We start from the raw sequence: 20,133 nt of genomic DNA, 5'->3' as shown, positions 1-20,133 counted from the left end.
TCTGAAGTGGTTAGGAGTGTCCAAATGGATTAGGGGGCTATATAGACACGTTCCGTTACAACGCCGTATTATGTAAACTTTCCCTTTTTAGCGGACATTCGTTTCCGTTAGTGATTGTCAACTAGCAAGTGTCCGGCCCCCCGACGGGCGGAAGATGACCGGACATAAAAAAAGCCCCTTCGGGCTTTAAGATATTTCCGGCTCGGGCACGCTGCCGTTAAAAAGCAAACAGCGCCACCTTGCGCCGTCAAATTGCAGTATCGTTAATGATGCGTTGTCCAGCGCGCCTTCCGGCACGTCTTGATCTGTCAGCAGCGCCGGCAGCAGATGCCTGATGAAGGCGCCGTGGCTCACCGCGAGCACACGCTGATTCGCATGCCGCTTCAGAACTGCGTCAATAAACGCCATTCCGCGCTTCAATACGTTCTCGGAGGTTTCTACCTCCGGGTGTTCCAGCGCACGCTCTCCCCATTGGGAGAAGCGTTCCTCGCGGGTTAAGCCTTCAAGCAGTCCGAACGAACGCTCCCGCAGCAAGATGTCGGCTCGAACCGGTTCTAATTTCGTATGTATGCTTACAATGTGGGCCGTCTCCGCCGCTCTGGACAAATCGCTGCTGTATAGCACATCCCAAGCCCGAGGGGGGATTCTTCGGCCAAGCGCATGCGCTTGCCGCCTGCCGGTTTCGTTCAAAGGAATGTCCCGCTGACCTTGCGTTCGTCCGAATTCGTTCCAATCGGTAATTCCGTGTCGGATTAAGCCTAGAATCAGCGTCATCTTTGAAGCCTCGAAAACCAATTTAAAGTGAGCAGCGCGCAAACGAACCCAAGGAACGAGAGCACCAGCATCAAGTCGGGATAAGAATCGACTGACGGTATGGCGAGTACGACCGGATCGCCGATCGAGGCAATTTCCACTTCACCGAAGCCTTCGATAGCGAATTCGTTATCCTCATCCCCGCCTAGCGATCCAACCGAAATGACGCCCGAAGTCGGCCGGGAGGACAGAGCGTCGCCGGGTGTAACGATTTGATATAAAAATCCGCAAACGAACAGTGCGAGACAGCATGCAATGATGGCGGTAAAGCGTACGCGAAGGCGTTGCGGAATAGAGTAAATGCGGGAAGCAACCGGAATGCGCCACGTTTCGTCCGCATAAATCCGATCCATCACTTTACGGGACATGACGCCCTCGGTATTCGGAAGCGATTCGTCGGGTACGAAAACGGCGGACGATTGAATCAATTCGACGCTTTCCTGCCACACTTTAAACTCTGCCGCGCATTCGCCGCATCGTTTAATATGCTCATCCACCCGAATCCGGTTCCAGTCGTTCTCGGGCAAATCCCAGTAATCCCCGAACATTTCGCGGATCTCGTTGCACTTCATCGCTGCTTCATCCCTTCATATTCCTCATGAATCGGTTCCAGAACATAAGACTCAAGCTGAGTCTTCACGCTCGCTCTTGCCCGGAATAACAACGATTTTACCGAGGAGACGGTTTGCCCGAGAATGCCGGCAATCTCCTGGTAGTCCAATCCGTCGTACTCCCGCAAAATCAGCGCCGATCTCTGCTTCTCCGGCAAGCTGTTAATCGCTTCCCGCACCATGTTGACCTTCTCGCTTCGAAGCACGGTTTGCTCAGGCATCGTCTCCGGAGGAGTGAGCGGCACATGAGCCGTATCCTCCAAATATACGTTGCCGTTGCGCCCCTTCCGCAATTCGCTTAGGACCGTATTTCGTGCAATCGTATAGAGCCATGTCGAAAAGGAGGCTTCAATTTCCCGGAAGGAATGCAGGCTTCGATACGCTTTATAAAACGTCTCTTGGCACATATCCTCCGCCATATGCTCCATCCGCGAGTTTTTCAACATATGAAAAATAAAAAGCAGGATTTTCCGCTCGTAACGCGAGACCAGTTCCTGATAGAGCTGAACGTTTCCGTCTTTTATTTCCCGAATCAGCTGGGAATCGGTCATGGAAAAGCCTCCTTGCTCATCCTTGCTCGTTCCCCGTTCAGCTATACAATATTACACCGGGGAACTGAAAAAGTTGCGCCGCATAATAAAAATCAAAAGTTGATTGAAATTTCATGAATATTTAAAATAGTCCGAAAAACCTATTGCGAATATGTATTCTATTATTCTTCCTATTTCGATAAAATCCTTCACGATTCGACGAATTGCCATTCGATTCCTGAATTCACCCACCCTATTTTACTATACAATTCCAAAATTAGGTACTGAAATGTATGTTAAAGACAAAAAAAATACCGCCTTTCGGCGGTTGCACATTGTGCCATATATCGGATAGGAGTGGAGAGAAACCATACTGTACTTTTAGTATATGTATACGCTTCCATTTTGTCAACAACAATTTTTAAAACGCTTTCTTTTTTGTTAAAGAAAAAAACGGACGGTAGTCCCGCCGTTTTTCCTACTTCTATATTTCAAAAATGGACCCGATATCCTAAATGTCTTAGCAGCTTGTCCGCTTCCTCCATTTCGGACGCATTTCCGAACGACAGCTTGAGCGCTCCCGGATACCCGGGCCCCCGCTCGAAAATACCGATGTTCCGCAAATTGATGGAATGCTCGCCGAGCAGCATCGTCAGCTTGCCGATCGTCCCCGGCTGATCCGCGACCTCGACGTAAAATTCATGGTGCGTATGCGCGAAGCCTTTGCGTCTTTCGGGGAGTCCGCTCCGGAAAGTCGCGGCATCGGCGAACGCCGACTCGATTCCCCGCTCGTCGCTTTGCTCCAGCAGCGCTATAAACCGTTCGGTTTCGCGAATCCATTCCTTAAGCAGCTTGAGCAGAACCGGCCGGTTGCTCATGCTTATGTCACGCCATATGACGGGATCGCTTGAAGCAATCCGCGTAATGTCGCGGAAGCCGCCGGCAGCAAGCTTTTCATATGCGTCATTGTCGGAATTCAGCTTGGATATCATATTCACCAAGGATGCGGCCACGATGTGCGGCAAATGAGAGACTGCCCCTACGACTTCATCATGTACGACGGGATCGAGCCTTACAATGTTCGCTTTCGTTTCGGCCAGCAGTGCTGAAAGCCTCTCATACGCTTCTTCCGGCGTCCGAATGGAGGGAGTAAGCACATAATAGGCGTTCTCGAATAAATAGGAGGTCGCCGCTTCAACGCCGGACCGTTCCTTGCCCGCCATCGGATGGCCTCCGATAAACACCGCTTCACCGAAGTCGAGCCGGCTTGCTGCGGCGACGACGTCCCCCTTTGTGCTTCCTACGTCCGTAATGACGGCCCCCGGCTTCAAGGTTATCCGCGCCAATGCCTCCAGATAATCCGGCAGCATGCCGACCGGGACGCAAAGGAACAAAAAGTCCGCATCGGACGCCGCCTCCTCCAGCGATGTCGTACCGCGGTCCACTACCCCGCGCTTCACATATTTCTCGACGGAGGCGGGGTTTGGGGAATGGCCGACAACCTCATACCCGCTCTTTCCTTTAAAGCATAACGCAAGAGAGCCCCCGATCAGTCCGACGCCGAAAATGGCGATTTTGGTCATTCCGCCACCACGGCCGTTTCGGAGAGCACCGCTTCCAATGCTTCAATGAATGCGCGGTTTTGCTCTGCCGATCCGACCGTTACGCGAATCATCGTCGGGAAGCCGATGGATGCCGTATGCCCTCCCCGTACGATAATGCCTTTGCGCAGCAGCGCCTCGAAGACGGTTTTCGCGTCACGTTTGACGTCCGCGAGAATGAAGTTGCCGTACGCAGGGAAGTAGGTTAGCCCCATGCGGCCGAATTCCTTGGTCAAGTATGCGATACCTTCTTTGTTTTTTTCGCGGCACGAACGGATGAATTGTTGATCCTTAATTGCTGCAAGAGCCGCCGCCTGGGCAAAGCCCGTCGTATTGAACGGCTCCCGGACTTGATTGATCGAGCGGATAATGTCCGGCGAACCGATGCCGTAGCCGACTCGCAGGCTCGCCAGGCCGTATGCCTTTGAGAACGTGCGCAGCAGCAACAGGTTCGGGTATTTTTTGAGAAGCTCAACGCCGTTCGGATATTCGCTTTCCGTTTCGGCATATTCGGCATATGCCTCGTCAAGGACGACCATAACGTTCTGCGGTACGCGCTCTAGGAATCGCTGGAGCTCGTCCGAAGTGACGATTGTGCCTGTCGGATTGTTCGGGTTGCATACCCAAACGATTTTCGTGCGGTCGGTCATTTTCGCGAGCATCGCGTCCAAATCGTGAACGCCGTTCTTCAGCGGCACCTCGATGACGGTTGCAGCCTCGACATCGGCGTTATGCTTGTACTGCGGGAACGTGCGGTCGGCCATAATCGTCTCGTCTCCAGGCGAGAGGTACGCTCTGGCGATCATCATAATCAGCTCGTCGGAGCCCGCTCCGAATACGATTTGATTCGTCTCTACGCCGAAATGCTCGGCAACCGCGGCGGTCAATTCGACGCTGGCCCCGTCCGGATAAATATTCGCATAATCCACATAGTTTACAATGGCTTCTTTCGCCCTAGGCGAGCAGCCGAACGGATTTTCGTTGGAAGCAAGCTTAATGACTTCGCTCAAGCCCAATTCTCTTTTTACTTCGTCAATCGGTTTTCCGGGCTGGTACACCGGCAAATGCATGATATGAGCTTTTGGCTTCATCGTTCCCACTCTCCTGCATGTCATCTATGAGTTTATATCATATTGTAGCTTATCGGCGTGCACCTTGCCACGATTTTTTGCTACAACGCGTTGATTCGGTAAAGAATGAGCTTAAACCGCCGATCCGAAGCGGGTTGTTCGCACCAAAACTTGATACTAGCTCGCACATTTCTCCTTCACCCGAGTCACTTTGTACCAATATTTGGTGCTAACTCGCACCTTTCACCCACCATCGATCTGCTTAGCACCAAAACTTGGTACTAACGCATACCTTTATCCCTCAACCGACTTACTTAGCACTAAAAACTGCTTATATCCTTGCGGACACAACCATTTCTTTGAAAGACGAAGGCTCTAACGGAACTAATTTCCGTTGGAGGCAGCTAGTTTGGGCGGTGGAGAGGTGGCAGCGGAATAAAGTTCCGTTCGAGGTCGGCGGTCAGGCGGTGCGCTAGGGTGCAACGGAACTAAGTTAAAACTAAGTTCTGGTGAAGCCAGCTAGTTCGGGCGGGTGTTAAGGTTGAAACGGAATAAAAATAACACCCGGCAACGAAAAAATCGGACCCTTAATCGAAGGTCCGATTTCCCGAAAAAAAACGATTATGCCCCTTTTAACTCGCGCACAAACGCGCCTACGCGCCGCACACCCTCGTCACGGTTGGAAGGATCGCGCAGCAGCTCCAGCTGTTCCTCGATTTTGCGCACGATGGCGCTGCCGACGATAACTCCGTCGCATTTGCCTGCAAACCGCTCCACCTGCTCGCGGCTGCTGATGCCGAAGCCGACGGCGATCGGCACGGAAGCCGCGCCGCGCACCGTGTCAAGGAACGCGTCGATATTGGAAGCGAATTGCGTTCTCTCCCCGGTGACGCCCAGCGACGACACGCAGTACACAAAGCCGCGCGCCTTGCTTGCGATCGATTCGACGCGCTGCTGCGAAGTAGGAGCCACGAGCGGAATGAGGTGGACGTTATGCTCCTCCGCAAGCGCGCGAATTTCCGCATCCTCTTCGAGCGGCAAATCCGGGATAATTAGACCGGAAATATCGTTCGCTTTCACCAGATCGAAAAACCGGCCGAAGCCGAGCTGAAGCACCGGATTGTAATAGGTGAACAAAATAAACGGCAGCTTCACTCCGCTCTCCCGCGCGCGCCGCGCCACACCGATCACATCCACGATCGTCGTCAGCCGGCCGGATAAAGCGCGCTCGGACGCCCGCTGAATGACGGGCCCGTCCGCCAGCGGATCGGAATACGGCACGCCGAGCTCGATCAGATCGGCGCCGGAGCGCTCCAGCTCTTGAATCAAAGCGACGGATGTATCCAAGTCAGGGTCTCCGATCGTCAGAAACGGGATCAACGCCGTCCCGCCGCTCTCCTTCAAACGCGCAAAAACCGCATCAATGGCGTTCATAGCCGAAGCCCTCCTTCATGTATTTCATAATCGATTCGACGTCTTTATCGCCGCGGCCCGACAGGTTGACGACAATCGTCTTGTCTTTTCCGAGCGTCGGCGCGAGCTTGATCAGATGCGCTATCGCATGCGCGCTCTCCAGCGCCGGAATGATACCCTCTTTGCGGGAAAGAAGCTGCAGCGCATCGAGCGCTTCTTGGTCCGAGCAAGGGACATATTCCGCCCGTCCGACATCTTTCAAGTACGAATGCTCCGGACCGATGCCCGGGTAGTCGAGCCCGGCCGAGATCGAATGCGCCTCCTGCACTTGACCGTACTCGTCCTGCAGCAAATAGCTCATCGAGCCTTGGAATACGCCGGGCTTGCCGTGCGTCATCGTCGCCGCGTGGCGGTCGGTGTCCACCCCCGCGCCTGCCGCTTCGACGCCGATCAAGCGGACGCTCTCGTCGTCGACGAACGGATAAAACATGCCCGCCGCATTGCTGCCGCCGCCGACGCATGCGATCACGACGTCGGGCAGGCGGCCTTCCGTCTCGAGAATTTGCTTCCGCGTCTCGTCGCCGATAACGCGCTGAAAATCGCGCACCATCATCGGGTACGGATGCGGGCCGACGACGGAGCCGAGAATGTAGAACGTATCGTCGACATTGCTTACCCAGTACCGCAGCGCTTCGTTGCCCGCGTCCTTCAGCGTCCTCGTTCCGGAGGTGACCGGTACGACTTCCGCACCGAGCAGATTCATCCGGAACACGTTCAATTGCTGGCGGCGAGTATCCTCCTCGCCCATGAACACCTTGCATTCAAGTCCGAGCAGCGCGGCAACCGTCGCTGTGGCAACGCCGTGCTGGCCCGCTCCCGTTTCCGCAATGACCTTCTTCTTGCCCATCCGCTTCGCCAGCACGCCTTGTCCGATCGCATTGTTGATTTTGTGAGCGCCGGTATGGTTCAAATCTTCCCTCTTCAAAAAGATGCGCGCTCCGCCGAGATGCTCGGTCAGTCGCTCCGCATAGTAAAGCGGGGTCGGACGCCCGGAGTATTGAACCAGCAGCTCGCGAACCTCACTCACAAATTCGTCGTCCTTCGAATAACGGCGGTACGCCTCCTCCAGTTCAAGGAGAGCGTTCATTAACGTTTCCGGCACGTAACGTCCTCCGAATTTGCCGAAACGTCCCTGTATGTCCGGAACTTGCGAAATGCTCATCTTCCCTTCACCCTTTCCGTGAATGTACGAATTTTCTCTATATCTTTCACGCCATCCGTTTCCACGCCGCTGGATACGTCCACCGCGCCGACCGCGTAGGCATCCAGCAAATCGCCAACGTTGCCGGAATTCAATCCGCCGGCCACAATGAGCCGGACGCCATTGGAATCGCACCAGTACTGATACGCCGGAATCGCTTCCCATCGAAACGTCGTGCCGGTGCCTCCGATCGTCTTCGGGTCCCATGCGTCGAGCAGAACCGTGTCGACGGCGCCTTCATACGGCCCAAGCCGATCGGCCGCAGCCGTCTCGCCATGAAGCGAATCGCCCGAAACGCCGAGCGCCTTCCACACCTCGACGCGAGGATGCCGCCGCTTCACTTCCCGGCAATACTCCGCCGTCTCGTCACCGTGCAGCTGCACGGCGTCCAGCGGAACGGCTTTAACGATCGCATCCAGCTCCTCCGGCTCGGGATTCACAAATACGCCGACGAAGCGCGGCACAGGGGCAGTCCCGCCCCCGAACGCCTGAGCGATTTCCTTCGCCCGCGCCGCATCGATCCGGCGCTTGCTCGGCGCAAACACGAAGCCGATATAATCGACGTCCGCTCCGGCCTCCTGCATCTGCTTCGCCGTCTCCGGCAGCATGAGCCCGCATATTTTCACCTGAGGACTTTCCAGCTTCAGCTTCAGCTTCAGCTCCAACTCCGGCTCCCTCATCGGACCAATGCTCCCATCAGCTCGTTCACCGCGGCGCCGATATCGGCTTGACGCATAAAATGCTCCCCTACCAGCACCGCGGCGGCGCCAACCGATCGCAAGTATTCGATTTCCTCCGACCGCGAAATGCCGCTTTCGCTGACCACGGTCTTCCCTTCCGGAATATGCCGGGCAAGCTCCTCCGTCACCTTCACATCGGTCACAAACGTATGCAAATTCCGGTTGTTGATGCCGATAAGCGGCGCATCCAGCTCCAGCGCCGTCTCCAGCTCCGCCCGGTCATGAACCTCGAGCAGCGTATCCAGTCCTAGTCCGGAAGCAAGCTCCATAAACCGCCTCAGCTCGTCCTTCGTCAGGATGGCCGCAATAAGCAGCACCGCGTCGGCCCCGATCGCTCTCGCTTCATAAATTTGCAGCGGATCGATCGTAAAATCCTTCCGCAGCAGCGGCAGCGCTACCGCCTTCCGGACGTTCGACAAATAATCGTTTGCCCCTTGGAAATGCGGCGCGTCGGTAAGGACGGACAAGCAGTCCGCCCCTGCCGCTTCATACGCCTTCGCGATCTCCACCGGATCGAAGTCCGGGCGAATCAACCCTTTCGAAGGCGATGCCTTCTTTACTTCCGCGATGAGCCCCATCGGTCTCTTGCGATCTTTCAAAGCCGCATGAAACCCTTTCGTTCCCGGCAATACCGATATAGCCCGCTCCAGCTCCGCAATCGAGGTTTTCTCCCGAAGCTCGGCCACTTCCTTCTTCTTCACTTCAACAATCCGATCAAGATACATGAGCCAGTTCCCCCGTCAGCTTCACCAAGTCGTCCAGCTTTTGCAGCGCCGCCCCCGAATCGATCGCATCCGCCGCACGCTTCACGCCTTCCTGCAGCGTGCCGCTGACGCCGGTCACATAGAAGCATGCCCCGGCGTTGGCAAGCACGACATCGCGGTATGCGCCGCGTTCTCCGGCAAGCAATCTGCGGATTTTCTCCGCGTTTTCCTTCGCGTCGCCGCCTCTTAACTCTTCTATTTTACACGATTTCAGTCCAAGATCGTCAGGAGCGATATCGTATGTGACCACATTGCCGTCCTTCAGCTCCGTCACCCGCGTCGCTGCGGACAGGCTGATTTCGTCCAGCCCGTCGTGGGAGCCGACGACGAGCGCGCGCCGCGAACCGAGCCCCTTCAGCACGTTCGCCATCAGCTCGGTTAAGTTCCGATCGAACACGCCGAGCAGCTGCCGGTCGGCGCCTGCCGGATTCGTAAGCGGTCCGAGCAGGTTGAACACGGTGCGCATCCCAAGCTCCTTGCGGGGAGCCGCCGCGTATTTCATCGAAGGATGATACACCTGCGCGAACATGAAGCAAATGCCAATCGCCTTCAAGCACCGCTCCGCAGACTCGCTGCCGAGATGAATATTGACGCCGAGCGCCTCAAGCACGTCCGCGCTGCCGCTCTTGCTCGACATCGCGCGGTTGCCGTGCTTGGCGACCCGAACGCCGCCGCCTGCGGCTACGATCGCCGCGGCGGTCGATATGTTGAACGTATGCTGCCCGTCCCCGCCGGTGCCGCACGTATCGAGCAGACCCTCTGCAGCCGTACTGACCCCGTTCACCTTCGAACGCATGCCTGCAGCCAAGCCGACCACCTCGTCGACCGTCTCTCCCTTCATGCGCAGCGTCGCCAGCAGCGCTCCGATCTGCGACTGCGTCGCTTCGCCCTCCATGATCGTCTCCATGACGGCTTGCGCGGTTTCCCGGCTTAAGGAGCGCCCGCCGATCAACGTTTCAATCGCTTCCTGCACAACCGTTTTGTTCGACATGTCCCTCATCCCCCGTCCTCAGTTTACCGGTAATAATCTTGATTGACCGTAACGGCCGCGTAGCGTTCCCCGCCGAAAATCGCTTCCGCCGTCCGAATCGACGACAGCAGCGCCTTCGCCTTGTTGACCGTCTCCTCGTATTCCCGGATCGGCACGGAATCCCATACGATTCCGGCCCCCGCTTGCACGTACGCTTTATGTCCTTTGAAAATAATCGTTCGAATCGTGATGCACGTATCCAGGTTTCCCGAAAACCCGAGATAGCCGATCGCCCCCGCATAAGCGCCCCTGGACTCCCGCTCCAGCTCCGCAATAATCTCCATAGCTCTCAGCTTCGGAGCGCCGGATACGGTTCCGGCCGGCATGCAGGAAAGGAACGCATCGTAGAAATCGCGGTCTTCTCTAAGCGTGCCGGATACGTTCGATACGATGTGCATGACATGCGAATATTTCTCGATATCCATGTAGGCATCCAACTGCACCGTACCCGGCTTGCTTACGCGGCCGATATCGTTGCGGCCAAGATCGACGAGCATCAGATGCTCCGCAAGCTCCTTCTCGTCGGCAAGCAGCTCCTGCTCGAGCCTCTGGTCTTCCTCCGGCGTCGCTCCTCTCGGCCGCGTGCCCGCGATCGGTCTCGTTTGCACTTTATCCCCTTCCACTCGCACCAGCAGCTCGGGGGACGTTCCGACAATCGTGTCTTCGCCCATTTTTAAATAGTACATATACGGAGACGGGTTCATCGTCCGAAGCACACGGTATACATGCAGAGGGGATACGTCGGTATCCATCTCGAACCGTTGGGAAAGCACCACTTGAAAAATGTCCCCCGCGCGAATATACTCCTTCGCACGCTCCACGTTCGCCAAAAACTGCTCCTTCGTCACATTCGACGTCAAATCGGCCGCATCGACCGGTACCGGTCCGGACACGGTTCGCGCCGCAGCGGTATAGCCCGCGGCAACGCCGCCGTGCAGCCTTCTTAGCGTCCCTTCAATCCGTTCGCCCGCCTCGGCGTACGCTGCGTGGATTTGCCCTTCGTCGGCTCCATCCGGGACATGCGCATTGGCGACGACATGCATCTGCTGCTTCAGATGATCGAAGACGATAATTTGGTCGCAGAACATAAACTGAATATCGTCCATCTGCAGGTCGTCCACACGGTGCGGCGACAGCTTTTTCTCATAATATTGAAGAAGATCGTAACCGAAAAACCCGACCGCCCCTCCCATGAAGCGGGGAAAGCCGTCCAGCTGCGGGCTTGCGTATCCGGAAAGCAGCTTTCTTAAATAATGGATCGGCTGCTCGGATACGTGCTCGACCGAGCCTTTGCGTTCCACTTCGATCGTGCCGCCCTTGCCTCTGACGACAAGAAACGGATCGGTGCCGATAAACGAATATCTCGCCCACTTCGCGCCGCCTTCGACGCTCTCCAGCAAGAAACAATACGGGTCGTCGCTCAATTGCTGGAACACCCGAATCGGCGTTTCCGTATCGGCCATAATCGTTTTGGTTACCGGGATCAAGTTATACCGGCCGCAAAGCCGCTTAAATGCTTCCATTCCGGGTTGGATCAAGGTCGGTTCCTCCTCTTGGTTTTTGCCGAGGAAAATAAAAAAGCCTCTACTGAGCGTAGAGGCCGTAATAGTTCATATGTGGATAAAGGACGAATCGTATATGTATGCGAAAACGAACACCCTTAATCGATTAAGGACGCGCATACAAACATATTCAACAAAGCTCTCGTCTCTTCTCGTCTCCACTAAACTCTACTCGGCTCTAACTAACTCGGCTGATTCTCACTATACACTATGTTCTTGCAAAACGTCAACGGTTCAATAGATCGGGTCTGAGCTTCTTTGCATCGTTTAAATATACATGTACGATTTCGTTTTGCCGCTTTGTCGTGTTGGCGTGCACCATCAGCCGGATGCAAAGCGGCAGCGAGCCCGCCACGGCAATTTCCAGCGAGCACATGACCGGCACCAGCTCCCATCCCGGCAAATTGCGAATCGCTTTAGCCGGAAAGGCCGCGTCGATGTCGGGGGTCACCGTTACCAAGACGCTGCAGATGTCTTCCGGAGCCAAGCTGTTCTCGGCAATAATGGCGGAAAGCAGCTCCGCGGTGTTCGTCAAAATTTCCTGCTCTTCATTATGCTTAACGGTAGTCGCGCCGCGAATTCCCCTAACGTACATCGCTCTGCTCCCCTTCCTTCAATGATTCCACGACGGAGCGGACAAGCTCCGACGGAATGCCCTTGCGAATTTCCACGTCGCCGATGCGCGTCGGCAGCACGAACACCATTTGTCCGCCGCGGAATTTTTTGTCGTGCATCATGGCGTCCATAATTTGATCGGTATCCATCGGTGCCGGAATCGCCGTCGGCAAGCCGAAGCGCGTCAGCAGACGCCGCGTTTCCCTCTCCACGGCTTCGTCCGCCGCACCGAGCCGCGCCGCAAGACGCGCGGAGCCGCACATGCCGATGGAGATCGCTTCCCCGTGCGTCAGCTCGCCATACCCCGCAACTGCTTCCAGCGCATGGCCGATCGTATGGCCCAAGTTAAGGATCGCCCTTAAGCCGCCTTCCCGCTCGTCCTTCGAGACGACGTCCGCCTTCACGCGGCATCCTTCGAACAGCGCATACGCGAGCGCTTCGCGATCAAGAGAAAGCAAAGCGTCCGCATGCTCCATGCACCAAGCGACGAACGACTCGTCGCGGATGAGCCCGTGCTTGGCAACCTCGGCAAGTCCCGAGCGCACTTCTCTGGCGGGAAGCGTTGCCAGCGTGTCGGTATCGTATAGGACGAATTCCGGCTGGTGAAACGCTCCGATAATGTTCTTGGCAAGCGGGTGATTGACCGCGACCTTGCCTCCCACGCTGGAATCGTGCGCCAGAATGGTGGTGGGCGCCTGCACGAAGCGAACGCCTCTCATATAAGACGCGGCGGCGAAGCCGGCCAAGTCGCCGACGACGCCTCCCCCGAGCGCGACAATCGTAGAATCCCGGTCGAGCCCGAGCTCCAAGGCGCTCGTCACGATGCCTTCGAGCTCGGACAAATTTTTCGAACGCTCCCCGGAGGGGACGACGCGGCTGCCGGCCGTATAGCCGGATTCCCGCAGCGAATCGAGCACCGTCTGCAAATAGCGCGGGCCCGTCTCCTCATCCGCAACGATCAGCAGCGGCGATTTCTTAGGCAGGCCGTTTCGCACGGCATATTCTCCGAACCGGCGGAGCAAGCCCGTTCCGATATAAATCGGGTACGACCGCTCGCCTAACTCAACTTGCAGTTCCTTCACCTGGCCGCTCATTCTAGTAATTCCTAACTTGTTCCAAGTAGCTTTCATAGTTTCGGCGAATTTCCTCGATGGAATCCCCGCCGAACTTCTCGAGAAACGCGTTCGCCACTTCCCACGCCACCACGTTCTCCATAATGACGCTTGCCGCAGGCACGGCACACGTATCGGAACGCTCCACTTGGGCGGTGTATTGCTCCTTCGTATCGATGTCGACGCTTTGCAGCGGCTTATATAGCGTAGAGATCGGCTTCATGACGCCGCGAACGACGATCGGCTCGCCTGTCGTCATACCGCCCTCGAAGCCGCCGGCACGGTTCGTGGCTCTCTTGAAGCCCGTCTCCGCTTTATATAGGATTTCGTCGTGAACTTTGGAGCCGCGCAGGCGCGCCGCTTCAAAGCCGATGCCGACCTCGACGCCCTTAAACGCCTGAATCGAAACGACCGCTTGAGCGATTCGCCCGTCCAGCTTCCGATCCCACTGGACGTGGGAGCCTAAGCCCACCGGGCAGCCTTCCACGATCGTCTCCACGATGCCGCCTAGCGTATCGCCGTCGTTCTTCGCCGCATCGATGGCGGCAATCATCCGCTCTTCCGTTTCTTTATCCGCTACGCGAACCGGCGAGTCTTCGGTCACGGCGCGCAGCTCATCAATCGGCAGCTGCACCGGTGGCGCCTCTACCTCGCCGATGCGAAGCACATGTCCGGCGATCTTGATGCCGAATTGCGCAAGAAATTCGCGGGCAAGCGCGCCGACAGCCACTCTGACCGTCGTCTCTCGTGCGCTGGAGCGCTCCAGAATGTTGCGCAGATCGCGCTGATTGTATTTCAGTCCGCCGTTCAAATCGGCATGCCCCGGTCTCGGACGGTTGACGCGGCGCTTCGCTTCCGCGTCGCCCTCCATCGGCTCGATGCCCATAATGGACGTCCAGTTTTTCCAGTCTTTATTATGAACGACCAACGCGATCGGAGCGCCCGTCGACTTGCCGTGGCGCACCCCGCCGACAATTTCGACCTCGTCCTTCTCGATTTGCATGCGCCGGCCTCGGCCGTAGCCCTTCTGTCTTCTCCCCAGCTGCTCGTTAATCGCTTCCGCTGTGACCGGCACATTGCTCGGCATTCCTTCCACAATCGCCGTCAGCTGCGGACCGTGCGTTTCCCCCGCTGTCAAAAACCTCACGTAAGGTTCCTCCCTTTTATGCCTTTAACGCTTTTATGCGCGAACGTGTTTTGAATCATTATAGAGGACGTCTCCCGATTTGACAAGGAGCATCGTTCTTTCGAATGCGGACAAAAACCGCATATTTTATGATCATACCAGAAAGACAGGCTGCAAAGAAATCAAAAGAACGGCAAAAACCCCGGACGCTTTATTGTCCGGGGGTCCGTGGCCAATGAAAAGCTGCTCTACACGGAAGTCGCCGTCGGCTTTTGCAGCTTCAGCGATTTCTCGGTCATCTGCGGATCGTTCACCAGCTTCATGATTTGCGGCGAATCGATGCCCAAAATTTGCGCGCATTCCTGAATCGTCAGAAAGCCGCGGCGGTATGCGGTAATGACCTTGCGTTTGTCCATGCGGTTGATCCTCCTGACCGAGTCGAAAGGCAAAAACGTGTGAAAGCCTTTTTCCTTAGTATAGGAATTGTTGGAAATCGTTATACATGGGCCGCGGTCACATTTTTCGGTAAAAGAACGTATCCGCCGATTCCAACCCGTATTGCCCCGGCGTAAAAATTTGTTCCGTGGAGCCGACAAACAAGAGGCCGCCGGTTCGCAGCGCCTTGGCGAATTTATGATACAGCTCGTGCTTCGCTTCTTCCGTAAAATAAATCATAACATTGCGGCAAATGATCAGATCGTGCCCGGTTTCGAAAGTGTCCGTGAGCAAATTGCCCTTCTTGAACACCACCGTTTTCTTCAAATCTTCCGTGACGGCAAACATGTCGCCTTGGGGTGTAAAGTAAGCGTTCCGATAATCCAGGGGAACGTCTCTAAGGCTCGCCGCCGCATAGACGCCCAGCTTCGCGCGAGCCAAAGCGTTATCGTCAATGTCGGTTGCCGTAATTCTGCTATCCTTCAAGGCGCCCAGCTTCGAAAGGATCATCGCCAGCGAATAAGGCTCCTCGCCGGTGGAGCAGGCCGCGCTCCAGCATTTCAGCCGGCCTGTGCTCTTAAGCAGCTCCGGCAAAAAAACGGTCCGCAGCAGCTCCCAACGGTTCGGGTTGCGCCAAAATTCCGATACGTTGATCGTCATCCGATCCAGAAATTCGGCCATAAGCGCCTTGTCCTTCGACATCGCAACAAAAAAGGAAGCGAACGAACCGAACCCTTTGCGTTCCCGCAACGTCGTCAATCGCCGCTTCATTTGCGCTTCTTTGTATAGCGACAAGTCGATTCCGGTCAGCTTCTTTACATCTCTAACAAACGCTGTGTAATCCGGATCGAGTTCCATAGGTTATATCCAGCTGTCAATGGCGCGGTCGTACGTAAGAAGCTCCTCGGGGCGGAAGAAGTTGTTAATTTCCCGCTCCGCGCTCTCCGGCGAATCGGAACCGTGAATCAAATTGCGCGGCGTATGTGCCGCATAATCGCCGCGGATCGTTCCGGGTTGCGCGTCAAGAACGTTCGTCTTGCCCATCATGGTGCGGGACAGCTGAATCACGTCGTCGCCCTGCCATACCATGGCGAATACCGGACCCGAGGTGATAAAATCGGTCAATTCGCCGAAGAACGGCTTTTCTTTATGCTCCTCGTAATGGTATTCCGCTTGCTCTTTCGTAACCTGGATCAGCTTCGCGGCAAGCAGCTTAAAGCCTTTGCGCTCGAATCTGGAGACGATGTCGCCGATCAAGCCTCTTTGTACGCCGTCGGGTTTTACCATCAGAAACGTCTTTTGCATCGTATGTACCCCCATCTAGAAATAAATAGAAATTTCTTTCTACGAATATTATCATACTTGTCGCAACGTTCGTTTGCAAACGGCTTCAATAAGAGCGGCTCGTTATAAAATGCGCGATTTGAACGAGGTCGTCTTTTTCCTTTTGGTCTGGAATGCCGTCGAGCGCATCGATCGCTTTATCGACGAACCGCTGCGCCAGCCGTTCGGCTTCCGCGACCCCGGGGCTGCGGCGGATGAGCCGTAACGCTTCTTCAAGCTGCGCCTCGTTCGGGTTTCCGTCTTGCGCCCCGCGCAGCGCTCGTTCCACGGAGCTGAACACGCTGCCGTCGCGCAGCGCGTACAGCACCGGCAGCGTAATGTTGCCTTGCCGAATATCGTTGCCCGGCGGCTTGCCGAGCTGCTCGGCCGTACCGCTAATATCGAGCAGGTCGTCTTGGATTTGAAACGCCATGCCTGCATTGTAACCGAACGAGTATAAACGCCGCGTCAAGTGATCGGGCACGTCCGCAGCCATCGCTCCCAGCTGGCACGATACCGCGATCAGAAGCGCTGTCTTTCTGCGGATCCGAAGCAGGTAATCCCGGACCGATTGGTCCAGCCGGTAAAACAGCCGAAGCTGCTCCATCTCCCCGATCACCATCTGAACGACGGCTCGCGAAAGTATGCGGTGAAAGTCGGGACGATCCACTCTGGTCGCTACCGTCAGCGCTTTTCCCAGTATAAAATCCCCCGTGTACATGGCGATTCGTTCGTCCCATTTTGCCTTGACAGTCGGCTTTCCGCGCCTCGTATCGGCATCGTCCACCACATCGTCATGAACGAGCGTCGCCATATGGATCAGCTCGAGCGTCACGGCGGCGTCGGTCAACCGCTCCAAATCGTAATTGCCGAAGCGTCCGGACAATAGTACGAACACGGGCCGCAGCCGTTTGCCGCCTGCTTTAAGCAGATGCGCCGCCGCTTCGTTCAGTTCCGCATCATCGGAACGGACGCTTTCTTCAAGCTTCTTCTCAATATATTGAATGTCGTCGCTTAGTCTGCCGAAAATTTCGAGAAGTTTCATTCGTTCACCCGCATTACATTGGGATGCCGCCACACGCGAAGTGACGGAATGTCCGGGAGAAGCCCCAGTTCGTACGCGTAAGAAAAGAAGAGAGAAAGTCCTTTCGCCTGTTCTTCCCCGAATTCATAGACAAGATTCGAAAAATAACGGCGCCAATACGCGGAATCGCCGCCGATCCGCTCTACGGCCGTATCCAGAAGAGCCGCAGGCAGCCGCAAACCGTCCCGCTTGGAAGAAATCAGCGCCTGATGCAGCAAAGCCGCCTGTTCGGGGTGCCGCTTTACCCATTGTTCACGAACGGCCCAGACGGCATACGTCATTCCGTGGCCTGTCCAATCTTTCCACATTTGCCCCAAATCCGAAACGAACAAGCCGTGCTCCCTCCAGCTCGCTTTAATCGCATCGTCCCCGATTAAGAGCGCGGCGTCGCAGCTTTCCAGCATCGAATCAAGGTCCGGCGGCATCGCTACATATTCCGGATTGTGGCGGTATCGTTTGGCCATAATGACTTTCAACAGGTGAACCGAGGTCGCCGATGCGTTCGTCAGCGCGATCCGCTCGGGCATATACTCATGCAGCGGCTTCTTCGAAAAGAGCAGCAGCGACCCGACCGCGCCTCGAGAGCTGACCGACAAATCCGGCAGCAACAACAGCTTATCGGAGTGTTTGGCGTAAGCGAACGAGGAAACGGCGGCGGCATCGATTTCTCCGCTTGCAAGCATCCCGTTCAATTCCGCGGGGGTGCCGGTAATCAGCTCGACCTTGTCCTCCATTTGGTGTTGCGGAAAGCCGTAAAAGACAGGCCATACGTTGGTGTACACGATTTTCCCCATCCGAATGCTCTCTGTCTCAGTGCCCGCTTTCGTTTGTGTCAGCTTCGGCAGCATCGCGTTTCTCCTCTCCCCACCGCTTGTAAAGCTCGTGCTCTACATCCAGGCTGTCCAATATTTTACCTATGAGAAAGTCAACCAATTCGTCCAGCGTTTGCGGACGATGATAGAAGCCCGGCATCGCCGGCAATATGCGAGCCCCCATCTGCGAAAGCGTCAGCATGTTTTGCAGATGAATGGAGTGCAGCGGCGTCTCTCTCGGGACGATCACCAATCGGCGCCCTTCCTTCAGCACGACGTCGGCCGCCCGTTCCAACAGGTTGTCCGACAAGCCGTTTGCAATCGCCGCAAGCGTCCCCATCGAGCAAGGGACGATAACCATGCCTTCGGTCCGGAACGAACCGCTCGCGATGCCGGCGCCGATATCGTTAATCGGATAATACGTGAATGTGCCCTCGAATCCGCCGAAATGCTCCAGAAGCGACTGCTCGCGACGCGCCGAATCCCATCCGTGCTCCTCGCGGAGCACGCGCCAGCCGGCATCCGAAATGACCAGGTGAACGTGCTTGCCGAGCGCAAGCAGCGCCTGAACGAGCCGAACGCCGTAAATGCCGCCGCTTGCGCCGGAAATCCCGACGATCCAGCCTCTTTCCGCCCTTCCGCTCATCCCAGCACCAGCACGTCAAGCAGCGTAAACGTAAAGACGACAATGCTGAGCGTTCCGTTCATCGTAAAAAACGCCGTGTTCATTCTCGACAGGTCGTTCGGCTTGACGATGATATGCTCGTAAAACAATATCGCGTAGCTGATAATTAGTCCCGCAGCGTACCACCACTGCAAATCGGCAAGCTTCCATAACGAGAAAAAAGCGACGGCCGTAATCAAATGAAACGACTTCGCAATTCCCAGCGCTCCTCGGATGCCGAAACGCGACGGAATCGAAAAGAGCCCTTCCCTGCGGTCGAAATCGGCGTCCTGGCAAGCGTATATAATGTCAAAGCCGGCAATCCAGAACGATACCGCGATATAAAGAACGAACGCCGTCAGGTCGAACGAAGCTGTAACCGCCACCCAGCCGCCCAGCGGCGCCAAGCCGATCGTAAGTCCGAGCACGAGGTGGCAAAGCCATGTAAATCGTTTCGTGTAGGAATATAGAGTAAGCAAAAACACGGCAATCGGCAGCAACTTCACGCAAAGTGAATTTAACTGAGACGCCGCGTAAAATAGAACGACAAAGGATACGACAATAAAAATGAGTACTTCTTTCTTAGAAAGCAGTCCGGCGGGAATGGCGCGAATTGCCGTCCGCGGATTTTTGCCGTCGATTGCGGCGTCGATGACGCGATTGAGCCCCATCGCGGCGCTTCGCGCGCCGACCATGGCGAGGGTGATCCATCCGATCTGCGGCCAAGTCGGAAGGCTGTCCAGCATGACGACCGCTCCGAGAATCGCCCCCATAAAAGCAAAAGGCAAAGCAAACACGGTATGTTCGAACTTGATCATTTCCATAAACGTTTTGATTTTGTGCAGCATTACTCCGACCCCTTCGTACCGATATGGAGCGCCGCAATTCCTAAGGACAACGGATAAATTTGAACGTCCTTCAGTCCCGCGGCTTCAAACCGCTCCCCGAGCTGAACCATATTCGGAAACACGGCCAGCGACTCCGGAAGCCACTTATATTGCTCGTAACGCTTGGCGAACAGTTTGCCGAGCATCGGGAGCATTTTCTCAAAATAGAAATAATATATCGAGCGGAACGGTTCTTTCATCGGTTTGGACAGCTCGAGGCAAACGACCTTGCCACCCGGCTTGACCACTCTTCTCATCTCAGAGAGCACCTTGTCCAAATCGGGAACGTTCCGAAGCCCGAAGCCGATCGTCGCGTAGTCGAACCGATTGTCCTCGAACGGGAGCTCCATCGCGTTGCCTTGAACGAGCTCGATCGTTTCGGACAAGCCTGCCTTGTCCACCTTCCGGCGCCCGACCTCCAGCATGCTCCGGCTGAAGTCGAGCCCGACGACATTCCCGCCGCCGCTTGCGTGCGCAATCGCGATCGTCCAATCGCAGGTGCCGCAGCACAGATCGATTGCGGATTGACCGGGGCGGACATTCATCTTGCGCATCGTAAACGAGCGCCAATATTTATGCTGGCGGAAGCTGAGCAGGTCGTTCATAAAATCGTACTTCGGCGCGATGCTTTCAAACACGGCGTGCACATGCTGTTCTTTATTCGTTCTATTCACCGCGGC

The 20,133-nt window shown here is 55.9% G+C and carries 22 protein-coding genes; all 22 read right to left on the bottom strand.

Translation table 11 applies throughout. The features are described from left to right. Window positions 1-186 precede the first annotated feature (186 nt). Window positions 187-774: a histidine phosphatase family protein gene (locus PT964_RS16825; RefSeq protein WP_274364526.1), complete on the bottom strand. Its 588-nt coding sequence runs from the start codon at window positions 772-774 to the stop codon at window positions 187-189. Further along, window positions 771-1,385, bottom strand: a complete 615-nt coding sequence (locus tag PT964_RS16820) for an anti-sigma factor family protein (protein ID WP_274364525.1) — start codon at window positions 1,383-1,385, stop codon at window positions 771-773. The genes PT964_RS16825 and PT964_RS16820 overlap by 4 nt, the downstream gene beginning before the upstream one ends. Continuing rightward, on the bottom strand, window positions 1,382-1,975 hold the full coding sequence (locus tag PT964_RS16815) for an RNA polymerase sigma factor (RefSeq protein WP_274364524.1): 594 nt from the start codon (window positions 1,973-1,975) through the stop codon (window positions 1,382-1,384). Before PT964_RS16815 ends, PT964_RS16820 begins: the two co-directional genes overlap by 4 nt. 470 nt (window positions 1,976-2,445) lie before the next feature. Next, entirely contained in the window at window positions 2,446-3,537 is a 1,092-nt protein-coding gene (locus PT964_RS16810) for a prephenate dehydrogenase (RefSeq protein WP_274364523.1), read from the bottom strand. Beyond that, window positions 3,534-4,646, bottom strand: a complete 1,113-nt coding sequence (hisC, locus tag PT964_RS16805; protein ID WP_274364522.1) for a histidinol-phosphate transaminase — start codon at window positions 4,644-4,646, stop codon at window positions 3,534-3,536. The genes PT964_RS16810 and hisC overlap by 4 nt, the downstream gene beginning before the upstream one ends. 600 nt (window positions 4,647-5,246) lie before the next feature. Next, window positions 5,247-6,059, bottom strand: a complete 813-nt coding sequence (gene trpA / locus PT964_RS16800) for a tryptophan synthase subunit alpha (RefSeq protein ID WP_274364521.1) — start codon at window positions 6,057-6,059, stop codon at window positions 5,247-5,249. After that, window positions 6,046-7,254, bottom strand: a complete 1,209-nt coding sequence (trpB, locus tag PT964_RS16795) for a tryptophan synthase subunit beta (protein ID WP_274364534.1) — start codon at window positions 7,252-7,254, stop codon at window positions 6,046-6,048. The genes trpA and trpB overlap by 14 nt, the downstream gene beginning before the upstream one ends. 2 nt (window positions 7,255-7,256) lie before the next feature. Continuing rightward, on the bottom strand, window positions 7,257-7,979 hold the full coding sequence (locus PT964_RS16790; protein ID WP_274364520.1) for a phosphoribosylanthranilate isomerase: 723 nt from the start codon (window positions 7,977-7,979) through the stop codon (window positions 7,257-7,259). After that, entirely contained in the window at window positions 7,976-8,764 is a 789-nt protein-coding gene (gene trpC, locus PT964_RS16785) for an indole-3-glycerol phosphate synthase TrpC (RefSeq protein ID WP_274364519.1), read from the bottom strand. The genes PT964_RS16790 and trpC overlap by 4 nt, the downstream gene beginning before the upstream one ends. Beyond that, window positions 8,754-9,794, bottom strand: coding sequence for an anthranilate phosphoribosyltransferase (gene trpD / locus PT964_RS16780; protein WP_274364518.1), 1,041 nt, complete (start codon window positions 9,792-9,794; stop codon window positions 8,754-8,756). The genes trpC and trpD overlap by 11 nt, the downstream gene beginning before the upstream one ends. A 23-nt stretch (window positions 9,795-9,817) precedes the next feature. Continuing rightward, the gene (gene trpE / locus PT964_RS16775) at window positions 9,818-11,356 is read right to left on the bottom strand and encodes an anthranilate synthase component I (protein ID WP_274364533.1); all 1,539 of its coding nucleotides are present in this window, start codon (window positions 11,354-11,356) and stop codon (window positions 9,818-9,820) included. 265 nt (window positions 11,357-11,621) lie between these two features. Next, the gene (gene aroH / locus PT964_RS16770; protein WP_274364517.1) at window positions 11,622-11,990 is read right to left on the bottom strand and encodes a chorismate mutase; all 369 of its coding nucleotides are present in this window, start codon (window positions 11,988-11,990) and stop codon (window positions 11,622-11,624) included. Further along, the gene (gene aroB / locus PT964_RS16765) at window positions 11,980-13,140 is read right to left on the bottom strand and encodes a 3-dehydroquinate synthase (RefSeq protein WP_274364516.1); all 1,161 of its coding nucleotides are present in this window, start codon (window positions 13,138-13,140) and stop codon (window positions 11,980-11,982) included. The genes aroH and aroB overlap by 11 nt, the downstream gene beginning before the upstream one ends. Continuing rightward, window positions 13,106-14,269 carry a chorismate synthase gene (gene aroC / locus PT964_RS16760; RefSeq protein ID WP_274364515.1) on the bottom strand — a complete coding sequence of 388 codons (1,164 nt, stop codon included), beginning with the start codon at window positions 14,267-14,269 and terminating at the stop codon, window positions 13,106-13,108. The genes aroB and aroC overlap by 35 nt, the downstream gene beginning before the upstream one ends. 227 nt (window positions 14,270-14,496) lie before the next feature. Next, entirely contained in the window at window positions 14,497-14,664 is a 168-nt protein-coding gene (locus PT964_RS16755; RefSeq protein ID WP_274364514.1) for a hypothetical protein, read from the bottom strand. Between the two features lie 97 nt (window positions 14,665-14,761). Beyond that, window positions 14,762-15,541: a CheR family methyltransferase gene (locus tag PT964_RS16750; RefSeq protein ID WP_274364513.1), complete on the bottom strand. Its 780-nt coding sequence runs from the start codon at window positions 15,539-15,541 to the stop codon at window positions 14,762-14,764. Window positions 15,542-15,544: 3 nt separating this feature from the next. Continuing rightward, a complete protein-coding gene (gene ndk, locus PT964_RS16745) occupies window positions 15,545-15,988 on the bottom strand; it encodes a nucleoside-diphosphate kinase (protein ID WP_274364512.1) in 444 nt (147 codons plus the stop codon). A gap of 85 nt (window positions 15,989-16,073) precedes the next feature. After that, window positions 16,074-17,051 carry a polyprenyl synthetase family protein gene (locus tag PT964_RS16740; protein WP_274364511.1) on the bottom strand — a complete coding sequence of 326 codons (978 nt, stop codon included), beginning with the start codon at window positions 17,049-17,051 and terminating at the stop codon, window positions 16,074-16,076. Further along, entirely contained in the window at window positions 17,048-17,938 is an 891-nt protein-coding gene (locus PT964_RS16735; RefSeq protein WP_274364510.1) for a menaquinone biosynthetic enzyme MqnA/MqnD family protein, read from the bottom strand. The genes PT964_RS16740 and PT964_RS16735 overlap by 4 nt, the downstream gene beginning before the upstream one ends. Beyond that, a complete protein-coding gene (locus PT964_RS16730) occupies window positions 17,901-18,548 on the bottom strand; it encodes a UbiX family flavin prenyltransferase (RefSeq protein ID WP_274364509.1) in 648 nt (215 codons plus the stop codon). The genes PT964_RS16735 and PT964_RS16730 overlap by 38 nt, the downstream gene beginning before the upstream one ends. After that, window positions 18,545-19,414 carry a UbiA-like polyprenyltransferase gene (locus PT964_RS16725; RefSeq protein WP_274364508.1) on the bottom strand — a complete coding sequence of 290 codons (870 nt, stop codon included), beginning with the start codon at window positions 19,412-19,414 and terminating at the stop codon, window positions 18,545-18,547. Before PT964_RS16725 ends, PT964_RS16730 begins: the two co-directional genes overlap by 4 nt. Next, window positions 19,414-20,127: a demethylmenaquinone methyltransferase gene (locus tag PT964_RS16720; RefSeq protein WP_274364507.1), complete on the bottom strand. Its 714-nt coding sequence runs from the start codon at window positions 20,125-20,127 to the stop codon at window positions 19,414-19,416. The genes PT964_RS16725 and PT964_RS16720 overlap by 1 nt, the downstream gene beginning before the upstream one ends. Window positions 20,128-20,133 lie beyond the last annotated feature (6 nt).

The organism is Paenibacillus thermotolerans, assembly GCF_028745515.1.
Taxonomy (GTDB): domain Bacteria; phylum Bacillota; class Bacilli; order Paenibacillales; family YIM-B00363; genus Paenibacillus_AE; species Paenibacillus_AE thermotolerans.
This window is presented reverse-complemented; position numbering and strand designations above follow the sequence as displayed.

Bases quoted from the DNA above. Each gene is read 5' to 3' on its own strand.
- PT964_RS16825 (WP_274364526.1), bottom strand. From the start codon at position 774: ATGACGCTGATTCTAGGCTTAATCCGACACGGAATTACCGATTGGAAC.
- PT964_RS16820 (WP_274364525.1), bottom strand. From the start codon at position 1,385: ATGAAGTGCAACGAGATCCGCGAAATGTTCGGGGATTACTGGGATTTG.
- PT964_RS16815 (WP_274364524.1), bottom strand. From the start codon at position 1,975: ATGACCGATTCCCAGCTGATTCGGGAAATAAAAGACGGAAACGTTCAG.
- PT964_RS16810 (WP_274364523.1), bottom strand. From the start codon at position 3,537: ATGACCAAAATCGCCATTTTCGGCGTCGGACTGATCGGGGGCTCTCTT.
- hisC (WP_274364522.1), bottom strand. From the start codon at position 4,646: ATGAAGCCAAAAGCTCATATCATGCATTTGCCGGTGTACCAGCCCGGA.
- trpA (WP_274364521.1), bottom strand. From the start codon at position 6,059: ATGAACGCCATTGATGCGGTTTTTGCGCGTTTGAAGGAGAGCGGCGGG.
- PT964_RS16790 (WP_274364520.1), bottom strand. From the start codon at position 7,979: ATGAGGGAGCCGGAGTTGGAGCTGAAGCTGAAGCTGAAGCTGGAAAGT.
- trpC (WP_274364519.1), bottom strand. From the start codon at position 8,764: ATGTATCTTGATCGGATTGTTGAAGTGAAGAAGAAGGAAGTGGCCGAG.
- trpD (WP_274364518.1), bottom strand. From the start codon at position 9,794: ATGTCGAACAAAACGGTTGTGCAGGAAGCGATTGAAACGTTGATCGGC.
- trpE (WP_274364533.1), bottom strand. From the start codon at position 11,356: ATGGAAGCATTTAAGCGGCTTTGCGGCCGGTATAACTTGATCCCGGTA.
- aroH (WP_274364517.1), bottom strand. From the start codon at position 11,990: ATGTACGTTAGGGGAATTCGCGGCGCGACTACCGTTAAGCATAATGAA.
- aroB (WP_274364516.1), bottom strand. From the start codon at position 13,140: ATGAAAGCTACTTGGAACAAGTTAGGAATTACTAGAATGAGCGGCCAG.
- PT964_RS16755 (WP_274364514.1), bottom strand. From the start codon at position 14,664: ATGGACAAACGCAAGGTCATTACCGCATACCGCCGCGGCTTTCTGACG.
- PT964_RS16750 (WP_274364513.1), bottom strand. From the start codon at position 15,541: ATGGAACTCGATCCGGATTACACAGCGTTTGTTAGAGATGTAAAGAAG.
- ndk (WP_274364512.1), bottom strand. From the start codon at position 15,988: ATGCAAAAGACGTTTCTGATGGTAAAACCCGACGGCGTACAAAGAGGC.
- PT964_RS16740 (WP_274364511.1), bottom strand. From the start codon at position 17,051: ATGAAACTTCTCGAAATTTTCGGCAGACTAAGCGACGACATTCAATAT.
- PT964_RS16735 (WP_274364510.1), bottom strand. From the start codon at position 17,938: ATGCTGCCGAAGCTGACACAAACGAAAGCGGGCACTGAGACAGAGAGC.
- PT964_RS16730 (WP_274364509.1), bottom strand. From the start codon at position 18,548: ATGAGCGGAAGGGCGGAAAGAGGCTGGATCGTCGGGATTTCCGGCGCA.
- PT964_RS16725 (WP_274364508.1), bottom strand. From the start codon at position 19,414: ATGCTGCACAAAATCAAAACGTTTATGGAAATGATCAAGTTCGAACAT.